Source organism: Winogradskyella arenosi (genome assembly GCF_003337305.1).
Lineage (GTDB): Bacteria > Bacteroidota > Bacteroidia > Flavobacteriales > Flavobacteriaceae > Winogradskyella > Winogradskyella arenosi.
Genome location: NZ_QPJO01000005.1, coordinates 124,010 through 142,439 on the forward strand (window position 1 = coordinate 124,010; position 18,430 = coordinate 142,439).

At 35.1% G+C, this 18,430-nt stretch carries 16 protein-coding genes; 12 read left to right on the forward strand and 4 right to left on the reverse strand.

Annotation, left to right across the window (positions count from 1 at the left end; all coding sequences use genetic code 11):
- The first annotated feature begins 100 nt into the window (after nt 1-100).
- From fbaA to DFQ08_RS13830, 3 genes are all read left to right on the forward strand, one after another.
- Nucleotides 101-1,168, forward strand: a complete 1,068-nt coding sequence (fbaA, locus tag DFQ08_RS13820) for a class II fructose-bisphosphate aldolase (protein ID WP_114310628.1) — start codon at nt 101-103, stop codon at nt 1,166-1,168.
- A gap of 256 nt (nt 1,169-1,424) precedes the next feature.
- The gene (gene accD, locus DFQ08_RS13825) at nt 1,425-2,282 is read left to right on the forward strand and encodes an acetyl-CoA carboxylase, carboxyltransferase subunit beta (protein ID WP_114310629.1); all 858 of its coding nucleotides are present in this window, start codon (nt 1,425-1,427) and stop codon (nt 2,280-2,282) included.
- 132 nt (nt 2,283-2,414) lie between these two features.
- Complete coding sequence (locus DFQ08_RS13830) at nt 2,415-2,951, forward strand: hypothetical protein (RefSeq protein ID WP_114310630.1); 537 nt, start codon at nt 2,415-2,417, stop codon at nt 2,949-2,951.
- 69 nt (nt 2,952-3,020) lie between these two features.
- On the opposite strand, the gene DFQ08_RS13835 is transcribed toward DFQ08_RS13830, so the two are convergent.
- On the reverse strand, nt 3,021-4,145 hold the full coding sequence (locus tag DFQ08_RS13835; protein WP_114310631.1) for a sensor histidine kinase: 1,125 nt from the start codon (nt 4,143-4,145) through the stop codon (nt 3,021-3,023).
- Nucleotides 4,146-4,339: 194 nt separating this feature from the next.
- Here DFQ08_RS13835 and rpsO point away from each other — a divergent pair, with 194 nt between their 5' ends.
- From rpsO to rpe, 9 genes are all read left to right on the forward strand, one after another.
- Nucleotides 4,340-4,609 carry a 30S ribosomal protein S15 gene (gene rpsO, locus DFQ08_RS13840; protein ID WP_114310632.1) on the forward strand — a complete coding sequence of 90 codons (270 nt, stop codon included), beginning with the start codon at nt 4,340-4,342 and terminating at the stop codon, nt 4,607-4,609.
- A gap of 193 nt (nt 4,610-4,802) precedes the next feature.
- Nucleotides 4,803-7,055, forward strand: coding sequence for a polyribonucleotide nucleotidyltransferase (locus DFQ08_RS13845; protein WP_114310633.1), 2,253 nt, complete (start codon nt 4,803-4,805; stop codon nt 7,053-7,055).
- 461 nt (nt 7,056-7,516) lie between these two features.
- Complete coding sequence (locus tag DFQ08_RS13850) at nt 7,517-8,932, forward strand: glycosyltransferase (RefSeq protein ID WP_114310634.1); 1,416 nt, start codon at nt 7,517-7,519, stop codon at nt 8,930-8,932.
- Nucleotides 8,933-9,231: 299 nt separating this feature from the next.
- Complete coding sequence (proC, locus tag DFQ08_RS13855; protein ID WP_114310798.1) at nt 9,232-10,035, forward strand: pyrroline-5-carboxylate reductase; 804 nt, start codon at nt 9,232-9,234, stop codon at nt 10,033-10,035.
- 104 nt (nt 10,036-10,139) lie between these two features.
- The gene (proB, locus tag DFQ08_RS13860; protein WP_114310635.1) at nt 10,140-10,919 is read left to right on the forward strand and encodes a glutamate 5-kinase; all 780 of its coding nucleotides are present in this window, start codon (nt 10,140-10,142) and stop codon (nt 10,917-10,919) included.
- 27 nt (nt 10,920-10,946) lie between these two features.
- Nucleotides 10,947-12,146, forward strand: coding sequence for a glutamate-5-semialdehyde dehydrogenase (locus DFQ08_RS13865; RefSeq protein WP_114310636.1), 1,200 nt, complete (start codon nt 10,947-10,949; stop codon nt 12,144-12,146).
- A gap of 193 nt (nt 12,147-12,339) precedes the next feature.
- The gene (locus DFQ08_RS13870; protein WP_114310637.1) at nt 12,340-12,714 is read left to right on the forward strand and encodes a hypothetical protein; all 375 of its coding nucleotides are present in this window, start codon (nt 12,340-12,342) and stop codon (nt 12,712-12,714) included.
- 96 nt (nt 12,715-12,810) lie between these two features.
- Nucleotides 12,811-13,674: a sigma-70 family RNA polymerase sigma factor gene (locus tag DFQ08_RS13875; RefSeq protein WP_114310638.1), complete on the forward strand. Its 864-nt coding sequence runs from the start codon at nt 12,811-12,813 to the stop codon at nt 13,672-13,674.
- 460 nt (nt 13,675-14,134) lie between these two features.
- Nucleotides 14,135-14,797 carry a ribulose-phosphate 3-epimerase gene (rpe, locus tag DFQ08_RS13880; RefSeq protein WP_114310639.1) on the forward strand — a complete coding sequence of 221 codons (663 nt, stop codon included), beginning with the start codon at nt 14,135-14,137 and terminating at the stop codon, nt 14,795-14,797.
- Between the two features lie 37 nt (nt 14,798-14,834).
- On the opposite strand, the gene DFQ08_RS13885 is transcribed toward rpe, so the two are convergent.
- From DFQ08_RS13885 to DFQ08_RS13895, 3 genes are all read right to left on the reverse strand, one after another.
- Nucleotides 14,835-15,254, reverse strand: coding sequence for a CBS domain-containing protein (locus DFQ08_RS13885; RefSeq protein ID WP_114310640.1), 420 nt, complete (start codon nt 15,252-15,254; stop codon nt 14,835-14,837).
- 95 nt (nt 15,255-15,349) lie between these two features.
- The gene (locus tag DFQ08_RS13890) at nt 15,350-17,683 is read right to left on the reverse strand and encodes a GumC family protein (protein ID WP_114310641.1); all 2,334 of its coding nucleotides are present in this window, start codon (nt 17,681-17,683) and stop codon (nt 15,350-15,352) included.
- A 1-nt stretch (nt 17,684) separates the two neighbouring features.
- Complete coding sequence (locus tag DFQ08_RS13895) at nt 17,685-18,368, reverse strand: polysaccharide biosynthesis/export family protein (protein WP_245935443.1); 684 nt, start codon at nt 18,366-18,368, stop codon at nt 17,685-17,687.
- Nucleotides 18,369-18,430 lie beyond the last annotated feature (62 nt).

The window sequence follows — 18,430 nt, forward strand, 5'->3', positions numbered from 1 at the left end:
TTGGCTACTACAACGTTTTCGATATTTAATAATGAGTTTCACACTGCAAATACTCAAAATTTATGTACTTTTGGTAACATAAATTATCAATACCATAATTATGAGTCACAATATCAAACCTGGCGTTGCCACAGGAAAAGAAGTTCAAAATATTTTCAACCACGCTAAAGAAAAAGGTTATGCTTTACCTGCGGTAAATGTCATCGGATCTAATACTATTAATGCGGTTTTAGAAACTGCAAAATCTTTAAATGCACCAGTTATCATCCAGTTTTCTAATGGAGGAGCACAGTTTAATGCTGGAAAAAGTTTAAGTAACGAAGACCAAAAAGCGGCTATAGCAGGTTCTATTGCAGGTGCTAAACATATTCACCTTATGGCAGAAGCTTACGGTGTTCCTGTAATTTTACATACAGACCATTGTGCTAAAAAACTTTTACCTTGGATTGATGGTTTACTAGATGCTAGTGAACAACATTTTAAAGAAACAGGAAAGCCTTTATATAGCTCTCATATGATTGATTTATCTGAGGAGCCATTAGAAGAAAACATTGCCATTTGTAAAACATACTTAGAGCGTATGAGCAAAATGGGAATGACCTTAGAAATAGAATTAGGAATTACAGGTGGTGAAGAAGACGGTGTAGATAATACAGATGTTGACGATTCTAAACTTTATACACAGCCAGAAGAAGTGGCTTATGCTTATGAAGAGTTAAGTAAAGTTAGTGACCAATTCACTATTGCTGCTGCTTTCGGAAACGTTCACGGTGTATACAAGCCAGGAAACGTAAAATTAACGCCGAAAATTCTTAAGAATTCTCAAGAGTTCTTATCAGAAAAGTACAATTTACCACATAACCATATTGACTTTGTTTTCCACGGTGGATCTGGATCTACAGTAGAAGAAATTAAAGAAGCTATTGGTTACGGTGTGATTAAAATGAATATTGATACGGATATGCAATACGCTTTCTTAACAGGAGTTAGAGATTACATCCAAGACAATAAAGACTTTTTACAAACCCAAATTGGTAACCCTGAAGGAGACGATGTACCTAACAAAAAGTATTACGATCCACGTGTTTGGTTACGTAAAGGAGAAGATGCTTTTGTGGCCCGATTGAAAAAAGCCTTTGAAGATTTAAACAATGTTGATACCCTTTAATTCGGTGTATTAATATACTTTTTTAAAACCCGTTAAAACTTATAATCAGAGTTTTAACGGGTTTTTATTTGCTTTTAAGACTGCATTTTAGAGATAGCTTGCTCTATTTTTGAGTTATATTTAATAAAATAGTAATTTTGCACTCTTAGTCTAGTAACTAATAACTCACTTAAAAGACCGATTTTAAGATTTAAAACCTCTAAAAATCATAAACCTGTCCGAAGCATTGGCTAAGGATCCAAAATTGTAAATTTATATGGCTTGGTTTAAAAGAAAAGAAAAAGGTATTCATACCTCAACTGAAGAAAAGAAAGATACCCCTAAAGGCCTTTGGTATAAATCTCCTACTGGAAAAATAATTGACACCAAAGAATTAGAACAAAACTTTTATGTAAGCCCAGAAGATGGCTACCACGTAAGAATTGGAAGTAACGAGTATTTCCAAATTTTATTTGACGATAATAAATTCACGGAACTCGATGCTAACTTAACATCTAAAGACCCGCTTAAATTTGAAGATACAAAGAAGTATCCAGATCGTTTAAAAGCAGCGCAAGCCAAAACCAACTTAAAAGATGCTGTACGTACTGCAGTAGGAAAATCTAATGGCGAAGACTTAGTTATTGCTTGTATGGATTTCGCTTTTATTGGAGGCTCAATGGGAAGTGTAGTAGGCGAAAAAATTGCACGTGCTGCAGATTACGCCTTAAAGAATGAAACCCCTTTAATGATTATCAGTAAATCTGGTGGCGCACGTATGATGGAAGCGGCATTATCTTTAATGCAATTAGCAAAAACATCAGTAAAACTTGCGCAATTAGCAGACGCTGGTATTCCTTACATCTCTTTATGTACCGATCCTACTACAGGAGGAACCACAGCATCATTTGCTATGCTAGGAGATATTAACATTGCTGAACCTGGCGCATTAATTGGATTTGCAGGTCCAAGAATTGTTAGAGATACCACCGGAAAAGAACTTCCTGAAGGATTTCAAACTTCAGAATTTTTATTAGAACATGGATTCTTAGATTTTATTACACATCGTAAAGATCTTAAGAAACGTGTTAACCTCTACATTGATTTGGTTAAGAATCAAGCTGTAAGGGCTTAATAAACAAACTAAAAAAAGAGGCGAAATGCCTCTTTTTTTAGTATATTAGTGTTTAAGTTAATAACTTTTCAACCTTGTTTGCGTTTTTATGGCTTCAGCACTCATTAAGCAAACAGCAAAACACATACTATTATGAAAACTACAGCACAACTTACCGCCATTTTACTGCTCATGGTGACTACATTTTCTTGTGATGACCTTGACGAACTTACAGAATTTAACGTCACAGACGATTTCACCACTACCATTAGTGTTTCTGCCTCTGAAGATTCTGAAGGCCAACCCCAAAGTATTACACAATCTGCAACCTTAGATATTTCCTCTAACCAGGATATTCAAGATAACATTGATCTAATTCAAGATATTACGTTGAACTCCCTAACGTATGAAATTACAAATTACACAGGGATTGAAGATGCCACATTAACTGAAGGGTCCTTAACCTTTGGTACGGAAAGCATCACGCTAGCAAATATTAATTTAGAGCAGTCTGATATAGACAACACTATCTACACCGTTTCGGATGTGAGCTTATTAAATGCGATTGCTACAGATTTAGAGAATAATACGGTGGTTAGTGTTTTAGTATCGGGTACTGTTAATGCCACTCCTGTGGTTTTTGATGTTATTGTAACTTTTGATGTTACTGCAACTATTGACGTATTATAAACGACTCCGCATAATCACATATAAAAAAAGCGTTTCTTAAAGGAAACGCTTTTTTTATAACTTCAATATTTATTCCGCTATACTGGAATCGCACATTTTGAGGTAGATTAAAAACTCAGTCCCCTCATCTACCACACTATTCACTTCTACCCGTCCTCCTAAAGATTCAATATGATTTTTTGTAATGAATAATCCAATACCTATAGCATCTTCATTACAGTGAAAGGTATTGTACATATGAAAGAGTTGCTCTCCAAATTTTTCCATATCAATTCCTAAGCCATTGTCTTTAATTTTAAGCACCACATAATTTGTATCTAATGTACAACTGAGATGGACTTCTAATCGTCGTTTTTCAGATCTATATTTAATAGCATTAGTAAGAAAGTTAATTAAAATACTATCTAAATATGCGGCCACACCTTTAACACAGATATCTTCATCAATTTCATTAGCTATTAAAGCATCGGCGTTTTGCGCTAATGCAATAATATTGTAAATGGCTTTTTCTGTAAAATCGTGAAGGTTTAAGGCATCCAATTTAGAATCCTCTATAACTCTTATTTTACCAACTTCTGTTAAATGGGCTACCGTTTCTTGTAGATTACCTACCGCTTTTTTAAGAAGCTGAAAATTTTCATTCGTATCAAAGTCCGTATAATCTTCAGCTAAAAACTCCGTAATGATTTCTAAATTCCCGGCATGCGATCGTAAATTATGCGTCACAATTTCTGCAAAAGCGTTTAAGCGTTTGTTCTGCTCATCAGCAACGGTAAGCATAGCTTTTAATTTATTTTCTATTTTTTGGCGTTTGGTAATATCTGTAAACTGCCAAATCATATTCGGGCGTCCCGTTTTAAAATAAACGAGCGATACAGAGATTAAGACCCAAACAATAGACCCATCTTTATGAAAGTAGCGTTGTTTAACCCTGTATTTTTTAATATCACCATTAATGAGGCGTTCAAATTTTTCTTCGTGTACGCCAAGATCTTCAGCATAAACGATATTATCAATATCCATATTAAACAGATCCCATCGGGTATAACCAAAAATATCACAGACACTCTCATTAACTTTTAACCAATTTCCATCTAAATTTACAATAGCAATGCCATTGTAAGTATTATTAAAGGTTTGCTCTAAAACGTCATAGGCGTTAGAGAAATTTCGGAGATGATTTGAAACTTTCATACATAGCGATTGTTAGGATTAATTTATTGAAAGTTGCTAGTTCGGCTAAGGGGAGGTCTAAAACTATAAAATCAATATAGGCTTAAGAATATCAAAAAGTTACGAAAAAAAATTTAAATCACAAAAAAATAGTATATTTGCGGCTCGAAAGAGATGCTTTCGTGTACATAAAAATCATTTACAATAATATTAGCATGTATTTAAATCAAAAAGGAAAAGAAGAGCTTTTCACAAAACACGGTAAAAACGCGCAAGACACTGGTTCTGCAGAAGGACAAATTGCATTATTTACTGTAAGAATTAATCATTTAACAGAACACTTAAAAAGAAATCGTAAAGATTTTAATACGGAGCGTTCGCTAGTTAAATTAGTAGGTAAGCGTCGTGCTTTATTAGATTATTTAACTAAGAAAGATGTCTTAAGATATCGTGCTATCGTTAAAGAATTAGGATTAAGAAAATAATCTCAATATAAAGGCCACGCATTTAGCGTGGCTTTTTGTTTTCTATACAACTCACACGTAAGAGTTTAACAATCGTAAAAAATAGCATAAAAATCCTAAGTTAATTTTAGGGTTCGCGGTTTTTCATTGGTCACCAACAACAACAACTACACAACAACACAACGACCATTGTTTAATTAGAATTAAAAAATTTATGATTCCAAAAGTTTTTAAAGAGGTCATTGACCTAGGGGATGGTAGAGAAATCTCTATCGAAACCGGAAAATTAGCAAAACAGGCCCATGGTTCTGTTGTTGTACAGTCAGGAAAATGTATGTTACTATGTACAGTTGTTTCTAACTACAAGCAAGCCGATGTTGACTTTTTACCATTAACGGTAGATTATCGCGAAAAATTTGCAGCTGCTGGGCGTTACCCAGGAGGTTTCTTTAAAAGAGAAGCAAGACCTAGTGATGGAGAAGTATTAACCATGCGTTTAGTAGACCGTGTTTTACGTCCATTATTCCCAAAAGATTATCACTCTGAAACTCAGGTGATGATTCAATTAATGTCTCATGATGATGATGTTATGCCAGATGCTATGGCAGGTTTAGCCGCTTCTGCTGCTATTCAATTATCAGATTTCCCTTTTGAATGCCCAATTTCTGAAGCAAGAGTTGGTCGTGTAAACGGAGAATTTATCATTAACCCTACACGTTCTCAATTAGAAGAATCTGACATCGATATGATGATTGGTGCTTCTGCTGATTCTGTAATGATGGTAGAAGGTGAGATGGATGAGATTTCTGAAGAAGAAATGACTGAAGCGATCAAATTTGCTCATGAAGCCATTAAAGTACAATGTGCTGCTCAAGTAAAATTAGCTGAAGCCTTTGGTAAAAAAGACGTTCGTGAATACGAACCAGAAAGAACTGATGAAGACTTAGCGAAGAAGATTCATGATATGGCATACGACAAAGTTTATGCTGTAGCAAAAGCCGGATCTTCTAAGCATGAAAGAAGTGCTGCATTTGCAGAAATAAAAGAAGAAATCAAAGCCTCTTTTTCTGAAGAAGAACAAGAAAATTTTGGTGGATTAATTTCAAAATATTACTCTAAAGCGGAAAAAGCTGCCGTTAGAGATTTAACATTAAATGAAGGTTTACGTTTAGATGGACGTAAAACTACAGATATTAGACCAATCTGGTGTGAGGTAGATTATTTACCATCTACCCATGGTTCTTCTATTTTTACACGTGGAGAAACTCAAGCTTTAGCGACAGTGACTTTAGGTACAAGTAGAGAAGCTAACCAAATAGATATGCCATCTTACGAAGGTGAAGAGCGTTTCTATTTACACTATAACTTCCCTCCTTTTTCAACTGGAGAAGCGAGACCAATCCGTGGAACATCTCGTCGTGAGGTAGGACATGGTAACTTAGCACAACGTGCTTTAAAAGGTATGGTTCCTGATGATTGTCCTTACACAGTACGTGTGGTTTCAGAGATTTTAGAATCTAATGGTTCGTCTTCTATGGCAACGGTTTGTGCTGGTACTATGGCAATGATGGATGCTGGTGTACAATTAAAGAAACCTGTTTCTGGTATTGCAATGGGATTAATTTCTGATGCTGATTCTGGAAAATACGCCGTATTATCTGATATCTTAGGTGATGAAGATCACTTAGGAGATATGGATTTTAAAGTTACAGGTACTGCAGATGGTATTACAGCTTGTCAAATGGATATCAAAGTAAAAGGATTATCTTATGAAATCCTTGTTAATGCTTTAAAACAAGCCCGTGACGGTCGTTTACATATCTTAGGTAAAATTACAGATACTATTGACACGCCTAACCAAGATGTTAAAGAGCATGCGCCTACAATGATTTCTAGACGTATTCCTAATGAATTTATCGGTGCCTTAATTGGTCCTGGTGGAAAAGTAATTCAGGAAATGCAAAAAGAAACAGAAACCACTATTGTTATTAACGAAGATCCTGTAACAGAAGAAGGTATTGTTGAAATCTTAGGTGTTGGTAAAAAAGGTATTGATGCTGTAATGGCTAAAATTGATTCTTTATTATTTAAGCCTCAAGTGGGTAGCATTTACGAAGTTAAAGTTATTAAAATGCTTGACTTTGGTGCTGTTGTTGAATATACAGAAGCTCCAGGAAACGAAGTTTTATTACACGTTTCTGAACTTGCATGGGAACGTACAGAAAATGTATCTGATGTTGTAAACATGGGAGATGTATTTGATGTGAAGTACTTTGGTATTGATTCTAGAACACGTAAAGAAAAAGTATCTCGTAAGGCCATCTTACCAAAACCAGAAGGTTATGTAGCAAGACCACCAAGAGATGACAAACGTTCTGGTGGACGTGATAACAGAGGAAGAGATAATCGCGGACGTGACAACAGACGTGATGATCGTAAACCTAGAGAAGAAAAGAAAGAAGATTAATTCTTTTTAAGTCTATAAATTTAAAACCGCTTCATACTAATGAAGCGGTTTTTTTGTTTTCTAGTCCCTACACATTCGCTTATAGGACCCCTGCCATTACAGCCAACCCAAACGTCATGTCTAGAGTAAAGCTCATCACTGTGTCACAATTGCTAATACCACATAAACAAAATCGCTTCTTCTCCCATTTCCATATATGGCCATCTCTAACGTTTTTAGGGGTATAAATGCTCCCATATCCCCATTTATGTTCTTAAGTCTTTCAACAATAATAACGCTTTTATACGCCTACTTTTTAACAGGCCATCTTACTAAAAACGCTTCAAATCAGCAGTAAAATCAAGCCCTTAGAAATTATAAAGTTTTCTTAATAAATGCATCGGCATGGTCTAAGTTACAATTGTCGTCGTATATACTTTAAACAATTTAGTCACAATCAACAAACTAAAAACTTCATTTCTATGATGTCAAAACCAACCTCCTCAACAAAACTATCTCGAACAAAAAAATTCACGAATAAATTTATTTTCAACAGTAAGCCTAAGCCCCATAATTTTCACAATAAAATTGTCCTATTTAGTACATTCTTATTAATGAGTATTGGTATTTATTTCTTTTATGTGTTTTTTAATGATTTTGAAAAATTTAATGCCGATCGTAGAAGCACAACATTAGGTTTCACCTTTATGACTATTGCTTTAGGTTTATTTATTTATAAGGCCGCATTTTTTATCTATACCACCTATAATTATTTTAGATATAAACCTGTTGCTTCGGTAAGTGATAAAGAATTACCAACTGTGACGGTTATTGTTCCGGCTTATAATGAAGGAAAACAAGTCTGGGATACCTTAATGAGTTTAGAAGCGAGTAACTACCCTAAAGAAAAACTTCAAATTTTATCTATTGATGATGGGAGTGTTGATGATACTTGGGAATGGATGCAAGACGCTAAAGACAAGTTAGGATCGCGTTTAGAAATCCTACAACAACCTGAAAATAAAGGAAAGCGTCATGCCCTATACAGAGGATTTAACTTAGGAAATGGTGATGTTTTTGTGACCGTAGATAGTGATTCTATAGTGACTGAAGACACGCTAAGAAATTTAGTAAGTCCTTTTGTAAAGGATGAAAATTGTGGTGCCGTTGCCGGAAACATTAGAGTACTGAACAATAAAAAGGAAATGCTTCCTAAAATGTTGGATGTAAGCTTTGTGATGAGTTTTGAGTTTGTACGTTCAGCAGAAAGCAACCTTAACTCTGTATTATGTACACCAGGCGCATTAGCGGCCTACAGCAGAACAGCCGTCTTTAACTGTTTACCAGAATGGATTAACCAAACGTTTATGGGGCAACCTTCCGATATTGGAGAAGATCGTGCAATGACTAATATGATTCTAAAACAAGGGAAACACGTTTTATTTCAAAAAGACGCTGTCGCCTATACTAATGTCCCAGATCAATACTTAGGTCTCTATAAAATGTTTATACGTTGGGGACGTAGTAATGTGAGAGAAAATATTGCAATGTCTAAATATGTCTTTACTAATTTTAAAGCAGGCAGTAAGTTTGGAAGTCGCTTACTCTTTTTAAGTCAAGCGTCTAGAATAATTATGAGCTACCCATTTGTCTTATTTATGCTGTTTTTTGTGCTGACGCATCCTCTGCTCTTTTTAGGTTCTACCTTATTAAGCATCTTAGTGTTCTCTACATTTTCAGTCTTATTCTTCGGTTACCGTTATGAAATTAAGGAAGCCGTTTGGGCCTATACCTATAGTATTGTATACACTTTTGCTCTATTTTGGATAACACCTTATGCCATTGCTACAGCAAGCCGAAGAGGTTGGTTAACCCGTGGATTGCCAGAAAAAAAATAAACCTTTCTTTTGAAGAACAACTTACTAAAGTCCGTAAACACTTACATGTTGCGGACTTTTTTTTATTCCTATTCACAATTTGTCACCGACAAAATGACACTTCTTTCCAAAGCGCATTTTTCTTGAATTATGACATCCGAAACAATTCTTTGATAAAATTGATAAAATGTTAACGATACGAATAAATTCCTTAAGATACCCAAAATCTTTAAATGAGAATTTCTATTTGGCACTGTCGCACAGTAATTGCGGCTAATAAGACCATTGACAGTAGTGTCAGTTATATTATAAAACAAATTATGAAAGTATTAGTAATTGGAGCCGGTAATATGGGCTTAACGTATTCTGAAGGTATGGCGGCATCGCCACTACTTAGTAAACACAAACTTAGAATATTTGATACCGATCCAAAAAAAATTGAAAGTTTAAGCAAAGATTTAAGATTCAACGTATACGATAATTTAGAAGACTGCTTACCACAAGCCGATATCGTTTTTATTGCCGTAAAACCATACCATAGCGATGGATTGTTTAATAAAATGAAGTCATTGATAAACGACAGTCAAATTTTTGTTTCCTTAATGGCTGGTGTTACCATTGAATCTATTCAAGATAAATTACAGGTTAAAAAAGTGGTAAGAACTATGCCTAATTTACCAGCACAAGTGGGGAAAGGGGTGACTTCGTACACAGAGTCTAACGCCGTTTCTAAAGTAGAATTAATTATGGTAAGAAACCTTTTAGATACTACAGGAACGTCGATCCATGTAAAAACAGAAAACTTCATTGATGCCTCTACAGGTATTTCTGGGAGTGGTCCGGCATACGTATTCTACTTTATGCAGTCTATGTTAGAAGCCGCACAAAAAATGGGCTTTTCAGATTACGACTCTAAAGTTTTAGTGACCAGTACTTTTGAAGGCGCTATAGAGCTCTTCAACCAAAATAACATTTCGCCAAAATCATGGATTGATAAAGTGGCTTCTAAAGGGGGAACCACACAGGCGGCTATAGATTCTATGGACGATAATAATGTAAAACAATTAATTCAAGATGCGGCATACGCAGCTTTTGATCGTGCTATAGAACTCGGAAAAGAATAAATAAACCTTTAAATAAATAATTGATTACTAGGTAAAATAATAACCTACATAAGAATAATTATTACAAGTCAGGAGATGACGCCTGGCATTTAATTACAAAAACAATGGATGATAATATAAAACGGGTGGTTGTAAAAGTTGGAACCAACGTATTAACAAACAAAGACAATAGAATTTTAGGACCTGTACTACGCGAGCTTGTTAGACAAATCGCTGTACTTTATGAAGAAGATATCATGGTTATCTTAGTCTCTTCAGGATCAGCAATGGCTGGTATGGAAATTTTAGGCAAAACGGATATAAAAGACAAGTCTATACGACGCCAAATATATTCGGCTGTTGGCCAACCAAGAATGATGAGACACTATTACAGTTTATTTCACGATTACGGTATGCGATGCGCTCAAGTTTTAGCCACTAAGCGCGATTTTGATATCGGGAAGCACCGTGAAAACATGATTAACTGTTACGAAGGTCTATTGTCTGAAGGTGTGATTCCTATTGCTAATGAAGATGACGCCGTCTCTTTAACCATGTCTATGTTTTCTGATAATGATGAGCTTGCAAGTTTAATCGCAGAATTAGTAGACGCCGACCGATTAATTATCCTTTCGGATACGGACGGACTTTATGACGGTCATCCAGATGATGATGACTCAAAAATTTTAAATACCGTTAAAACGGATCAAAACGTCGAAAAATACGTTCAAGCTTCAGATAAAAAAGAAGGTGAAGGACGAGGTGGTATGGCTTCTAAATTAAAGATCGCTAAAGGTACCGCAAACAAGAATATCCCAACCTATATTGCCAACGGTAAAAGAGAGAACGTCATTGTAGATATTATTAATAATAAAGAAGTCGGAACTAAATTTATCAGTGCCTAATTAAACTTCTTAAAAAAACAAATACACATGAAACTTTTAAATACCGAAATAAAAAATAACGTTCTAAAATCGATGATTACGATTTTAGAACGGGAACGAACAGCTATTATTGACGCCAATAAAAAAGATTTAGAGGCTTTTCAACGCGAAGACCAAGCTTTATACGATCGTTTGATTGTCAATGATAAAAAGGTCGATGAAATGATTGCGGCGGTTAATGCGGTAATGCTTCAAGACGACCCTGTTGGAAAAGAAATCACCAATAGAACCTTAGAGAATAAATTAAATATTGTTAATACTACAGCGCCGTTTGGAACGATTCTTATTATCTATGAATCGCGACCAGATGTTACTATTGAAGCGGCAGTGTTAGCCTTTAAGGCCAATAATAAAATCTTATTAAAAGGTGGAAAGGAAGCCTTAAATAGTAATCTTATTTTAGAGCAACTTTGGCATGAAGCTTTAGAAGCCAATGGTTTATCTAAGGACTGGATTAAATTGCTACACCTACAACGCGAAGAAACACAAGAATTTTTAAAGAATCCTACGGAACCTTTAGATTTGATTGTACCCCGTGGTGGTGAACGCCTAATTAATTTTGTGAAGACCCACGCCACCTGTGCAGTTTTGATCAGTGGACGTGGTAACAACTTTTTATATGTTTCTGAACACGCCGATTGGAGTAAGGCTGTAAATGTTATTATCAATGCTAAAACCGACAAGATATCGGGTTGTAATGCTTTAGACAAGGTGCTTATTAACAAGAATCTTCCGGAGTACGATACCAAGGTAAAAATGCTTCAAGAGAAATTAGAACAGCATAAAGTTGAAGTACTTGTAGACACAAAAATAGGACGTATTTTAACCGATAACACCGTGGTTAATGAAGAAAACGTATGGCACGAAGAATTTTTAGCCCTTAAAATTTTAATTGGTGAAGTAAGTTCTTCAGAAGAGGCTATTGAAATGATTAATACCTATTCTGGGAAACATTCGGCTTCTATTATTACAGAAGACAAAACCGAAGCTTTAAATTTTATGCATAATGTAGATAGTGCAGCGGTGTACCATAATGCCTCTACAAGATTTACAGATGGCGGACAAATGGGCGTAGGTGCAGAATTAGCCATCAGTACCGATAAATTACACCACCGTGGGCCATTAGGATTAAATCAATTGGTTACCAATAAATATTACGTCTATGGTGATGGACAAGTAAGAGTTTAAAGATTGTTCAACAACTCTTTTAACAGATAGCCTTTCATTAGATTGCGATCTTTTTAATAATGCCTTTGTAAGTGACTAAATTCTACGCTGACAAAGGCATTATTGTATTTAGGACCATCCAAACAAACGTTATATATTTAATTATCAGTATTTTAATTTGGAATTCTCCTGTTTTTTACGTATCATATAAGCTATGATTCCACAAGACAAAATTAAATACGCAAAGGCACTACGCAGTTCCATCGCTTACCTTGAAAACTTAGGGTATTCTAATATTAAGGCCGATTTTAAAGGCTACGAAACCCCTAAATCTTACCATAAAAAAGGTACTGATATTGATGTGACTCCAGATATAGTTGCCGAAAAAGAAGGACGAAAACACATTTTTGATTTAAGTTTAAAATCAGAAAGACCGCGATTATTAAAATCGAAATGGCTTTTTTTAAACTCCTTAAGTCAACTTAAATCGTATCGGTTTAGACTTATAACCATGCGAGGGCACTATAAATTCACCAATGAAACCATAGATGCTATTCACTTAGATAGCATAAAACTTCTAAAGATTTAAAAGTTTTTAAACAATCCTGTAACATTTAAATCGATTTCTGCGTATAATAAGAGCAACATGGTGTTGTAGCTCAATTGCACAAATCATTTTTATTACATGAGACAACTAAAAATTACCAAGCAGGTTACCAACAGGGAGACCGCATCGCTAGATAAATATTTACAAGAAATTGGTAAGGTAGATCTAATTACAGCAGACGAAGAAGTAGAATTAGCACAACGGATTAAAGCAGGAGACCAAGTCGCCTTAGAAAAATTAACCAAAGCTAATTTACGTTTTGTTGTATCGGTTGCAAAACAATACCAAAATCAAGGGTTAACATTACCAGATTTAATTAATGAAGGTAATTTAGGTTTAATTAAGGCTGCACAACGTTTTGATGAAACACGTGGTTTTAAATTTATCTCTTACGCCGTATGGTGGATTCGTCAATCAATTCTTCAGGCTTTAGCAGAGCAATCGCGTATTGTACGTTTACCCTTAAACAAAATTGGTTCTATTAATAAGATCAACAAGACTTTTGCATTTCTTGAGCAAAGTCATGAGCGTCCACCATCAGCAGAAGAAATTGCTAAGGAGTTAGACATGACCATCAATGATGTAAAAGAGTCTATGAAAAACTCGGGACGTCATGTAAGTATGGATGCGCCATTGGTAGAAGGAGAAGATTCTAACCTTTACGATGTATTACGTAGTGGGGAGTCTCCTAACCCAGACAGAGATTTGTTGCATGATTCTTTACGTACGGAAATAGAGCGTGCTTTAGAAACTCTTACACCACGTGAAGCAGATGTTATTCGTTTATATTTTGGCTTAGGAAATCAACACCCTATGACCTTAGAGGAGATTGGAGAAACCTTCGATTTAACGCGTGAACGTGTAAGACAAATTAAAGAAAAAGCAATAAGACGTTTAAAACATACTTCAAGAAGTAAAATATTAAAAACATACTTAGGCTAGACGTTTCACAACCTTTAAATCTCTCATCGTCTTATGTAAGGTTTTACAAGGTTTAACGACTACCTAATTAAGGTAACAACAGTTACAACATAACTGTTCGTTTTTTGATTGATGAAAGAACCCACGGCTGATTACCGTGGGTTCACTTTTTATAAACTTATATCGTATAACCTCAATTCTGATTGTTTTTGGTAAGACCTCGTTTTCATCTCCTATTAAGGTAAAGCTCAATGCTAAGTTTTATGGCTTTCCTCTCATATCTGGTTATAGATTATCAAAACCAGAAACAAGCTTCTTTATTTCTGTTTTAGTTCACCTCTTACTTCCCTCCGCGCTAACAGGTATCCGTTATATTTTGTCTATTCCCGCATAGCAATCGTTCCAAACAGCTTTTTTTTAAAAGTTAAAATAATCCTTCTAATTTAATTACATTTGCAAAAACCTCATAAAACCACTTATAATGGCTTCAAAATTAATTGCACCTTCAATGCTCGCTGCCGATTTTGGCAACCTACAACGCGATACTGAAATGGTGAATAACAGTGATGCAGATTGGTTTCATATCGATGTAATGGACGGCCACTTTGTGCCAAACATTTCTTATGGTATGCCCGTGATTGCTGCGATAAAAAAACATGCCACTAAACCTTTAGATGTACATTTAATGATAGAGCAACCTGAGCGCTACATTGAAGAATTTGCTAAGGTTGGTGCAGATATTATTACTGTACACTATGAATCTACCGTGCATTTGCACCGTACACTAAGACAAATTAAAGACGCTGGTTGCAAAGCTGGTATTGTACTTAATATTACTACACCGCTAAATGTCTTGGAAGATATCTTACCGGAGTGTTATATGATTTTATTAATGTCTATTAATCCCGGTTTTGGTGGACAGAAATTTGAAGATATTACCTATAAGCGCGTAAAGAACCTTCGTAAAATGATTGACGAGCAAGGCTTAGAGACGCGTATAGAAATTGATGGTGGTGTAACGGACCAAAACATAGCTAAACTTGTTGAAGCAGGTGCTGATACCTTTGTGGCTGGTAGCCATGTTTTTAAACATGAAGACCCTACCTTAGCGATTAAGAATTTAAAACATATTGCTAACCAATAATAAAAAAAGCGCTTAATCTTAATTAAGCGCTTTTCTTTTATAGTTGTTTTAAAAGGTAATTGATGAGATCAGTAGTGGTAATAATCCCTACTAGTAAGCCATCATCTACAACGGGTAAGGCATGAAACTCTCTTGTGGCTAGTATTTCTGCAACTTCCTTTATTGAAGCTGTAGACGCAACGGTTACCACATTTTTCACCATCACTTGGTCAATACTAAACATATTATAAACTAAAGAATCAACCTCATCGTCGGTATCATATACGGCATCTGCAAAACTGATCCGGAGTAAATCGGTATAACTTAACATCCCAATAACGACCTCCTCTTTAACCACAGGAATGTGTCTTATATGATGTCTTTTAAATAATTCTTCTGCCATCTCCAAGTTATCTTCCCTATTTAAGGCAATGATATTGGTTGACATAATACTTGAAATGGGTTCTATAACTCTCATAACCTCTAATTTTAAATTGATAATTAAAAGTAGCGGATTGGCAGCGTATAAAGTATGACAATTGTCACCTCTTGATAAAGAATTAAAAACGCGCTTTAGCTTTTAGCTCCATAACCGTAGTTATAGCCATAGTTATAACCGTAACCGTAGGATTTATTAGCCTCCACACTATTCAATACATAAGCCATATTTTTGAGCTTACCCGATTCATTTAACTCTTTAGAATAGTTTAAGAGGTTTTTCTCGGTATAATTGGCTCTCACTAAATACATAGTGGCATCGGCTAATTTAGAAATTAGCATGGTATCCGTAACTAAAATGGTCGGTGCTGTATCAACAATGATATAATCGTACTCTGATTTAGCTTCCTCTAATAATTGTTCAAAACGCCCATTAGTAAGAAGACTAGCTGGATTTGGTGGTATGCTTCCAGATAAAATTATATCGTGATTAGGGTGATTTTTAAACCCTTTAATTATGGCATCTTTCCAATTAAAGTTTTCATCATGCAGATAATTGGTTAGACCAAGCCTATGTTTATCTTCATTAATTTGGTTATGAATTTGAGGGTTTCTTAAATCCGCCCCAATCAATAAGACCTTTTTATTTATACTCGATAAGGAGAGTGATAAATTAATACTCACATGGGTTTTACCTTCGCCTTTAATGGTTGAGGTACAAAACACCACACGGCCTTTATTGTTAGAGTGTAAAGGCAAAATATAATCGACATTAGAACTTAAAATTCGAAAAGCCTCCGCTTGCATTGAATTGTCTTCAGGATTGCTAAATATTAACTGATCCCCTTTTAGTTTAGGCAATTCTCCAACGATTGGGACTTTAGCATTTCGTTCTACAATATCCTCTTTTCCTTTAATCTTAGTGTCTAATAATAGGATTACATAAATAACCCCAAAAGGAATCGCTAGACCAGCCAATAAGCCCATGATATAAATACTCTTAGAATTTGGCGAAATCGGTACATGTTGCGAAATTGCATACTCTACAACTTTAATGGAAGGCTCTGTAATGGCTAGATTAATCGCCGCTTCTTCGCGTTTTTGTAATAAGAACAAATATAAGCTCTGCTTAATTTCACGCTGTCTCGTGATGTCTGTAATGATTTTTTCTTTGGCCGGCAAATTATAAACCTTAGCGGCAAATTTTCGGTTTTTACGACTTAGCTGTGCTTTAGAGGCTATTAGTTGTTTTGTATAAGACTCGATAGAAGCAAAAATATTAGATTTTATATCTTCTAATTTTCCATTCAAGAGAACTACATTAGGGTTGTTCACCCCTCCACTAGTAAGTAAATTATCACGCTCTAAGACTAAAGCATTGTAGTTATCCACTAAACCATTAATACTGGTACTTGACAAACCTATATTGGCAGGCAATAAGTCAGATTTAGCATTGGGTTGTCTTAACGTCTCACCTAGTAGATTTGATAACATTAGTTGCTTTTCAAGCTCGAACAATTCTTGCTCCGATAAGGTACGTTGGCTAAGTCCCAACTCCGCGTCAGTTTCTAAGGTAAGAATATCATTCTTTTGCTTATAATCTTGAATTCCCACCTCAATAGAATCTAATTCTTTTGCGAGTAAGTCAAAACGCTCGTCTATAAAATCAATAGTACGTCTCGAAATTTCTTGACGGTCATTAATACCATCTTCATTAAATACATCGATCAGTGTGTTTAAAATACGCTCATTCTTCTCTTTACTTTGACTTGTAAAACTAAGCTGCAATAAATCACTGTTGCCTAAAACGCTCACGTCTACCCCTGCTTTGACACTCCCTGAAACTGCCGAAATTGGTAAAATCTCAACAATATAGACCTTATCTTCAGCCTCTTTAAAATTAAAATTCTGAGGTAAATTTAGCTCAAAAGGTAAATTATGATTCGTCTTAGTCGTATCAAAGTTTGGAAAAATCAAACTTTCATCAGAGTTATTTACTGCAATTTCAAAAGCCGATGGCTTTACCTCAATACGGTAAGACGTTGCCTTAGTAATACTATCATTATGTAGGGTCTTCAGAATTTGAAAAGGAAGTTGACTAACCTCTGTCGTTAAGACATTGCCTTCTACAAAAAACCGCATGGTAAGGTCTAATTGATCTACAACAGCCTCACTTATACGTCTAGATTTAATGACTTCTATTTCATTTTCAAGATTAATATTAGACCGGTTAAAAACAAACGCTGCCGATGGCAATTCTAAACCTTTGGTTTTATTTAATATTTTTATTTTAGCACTAGAATTATAAATCTTAGGCGTATATCGTAAATACAAGACAGCTCCTGTCAAAGTAATAACCACACCTAAAACAAACCAATACCAGTACTTCAGGTATTTGTAAACTTCATTTTTAATCGTCTCCCCTTGATCATTAGGTTTTAGATTGTAGCTATCTTGTAATGGACTCATATTATTTTGTAATTATAAGGACGGTGGATAATACAATTGAAAATACGGATAAAAACGTCCCTACATTCCCGACGAAACCAGCACTTTTAACCTTAGGATTATTAGGATTAACAACAATCATGTCATTAGGCTTTACATAATAAAAATCACTATCTAACCACTCCGAGCCAGTTAAGTCTATATGTGTAATTTTTCGAATGCCATTATCATCTCTCATAATCAAAACATCCTCACGTTTTCCATTTATCGTTAAATCTCCGGCATACCCTAAAGCTTGTAATAAGGTAATATTTTGCTCTGTAAAATTAAAGGTTCCTGGTTGTTTTACCTCGCCTAGTACGGTAACTTTAGCATTTACTAAACGCACATCCACAGACGGATTTTTTAAATGCCCCTCGTTTTGCAATTTACTTTTTAGAAATTCTGCAAATTCTTGAGTTGTTAGTTCTGCCACCGATAACACCCCTAAAACAGGAAAATTAATCGTCAGGTTTTCCGATACTAAGTAACCATCCAATTGCATCAAATCGATACTCGAATTTCCAGAATTACTCGACGCCTTATTATAGGGCACTGCAGACTCTTGGATTAAAGCACTAATCGTAATGCGTAAGACATCATTAGGTTGAATGGGTGCATTGGTGTAAGTGATTGTAGTATTATTAAATTGTTCAGCATCTTGCATATATAAGATCTCTTTTTTAGAAGAACACGAACAGACTATAAGTAAACAACTAATAAAAAATA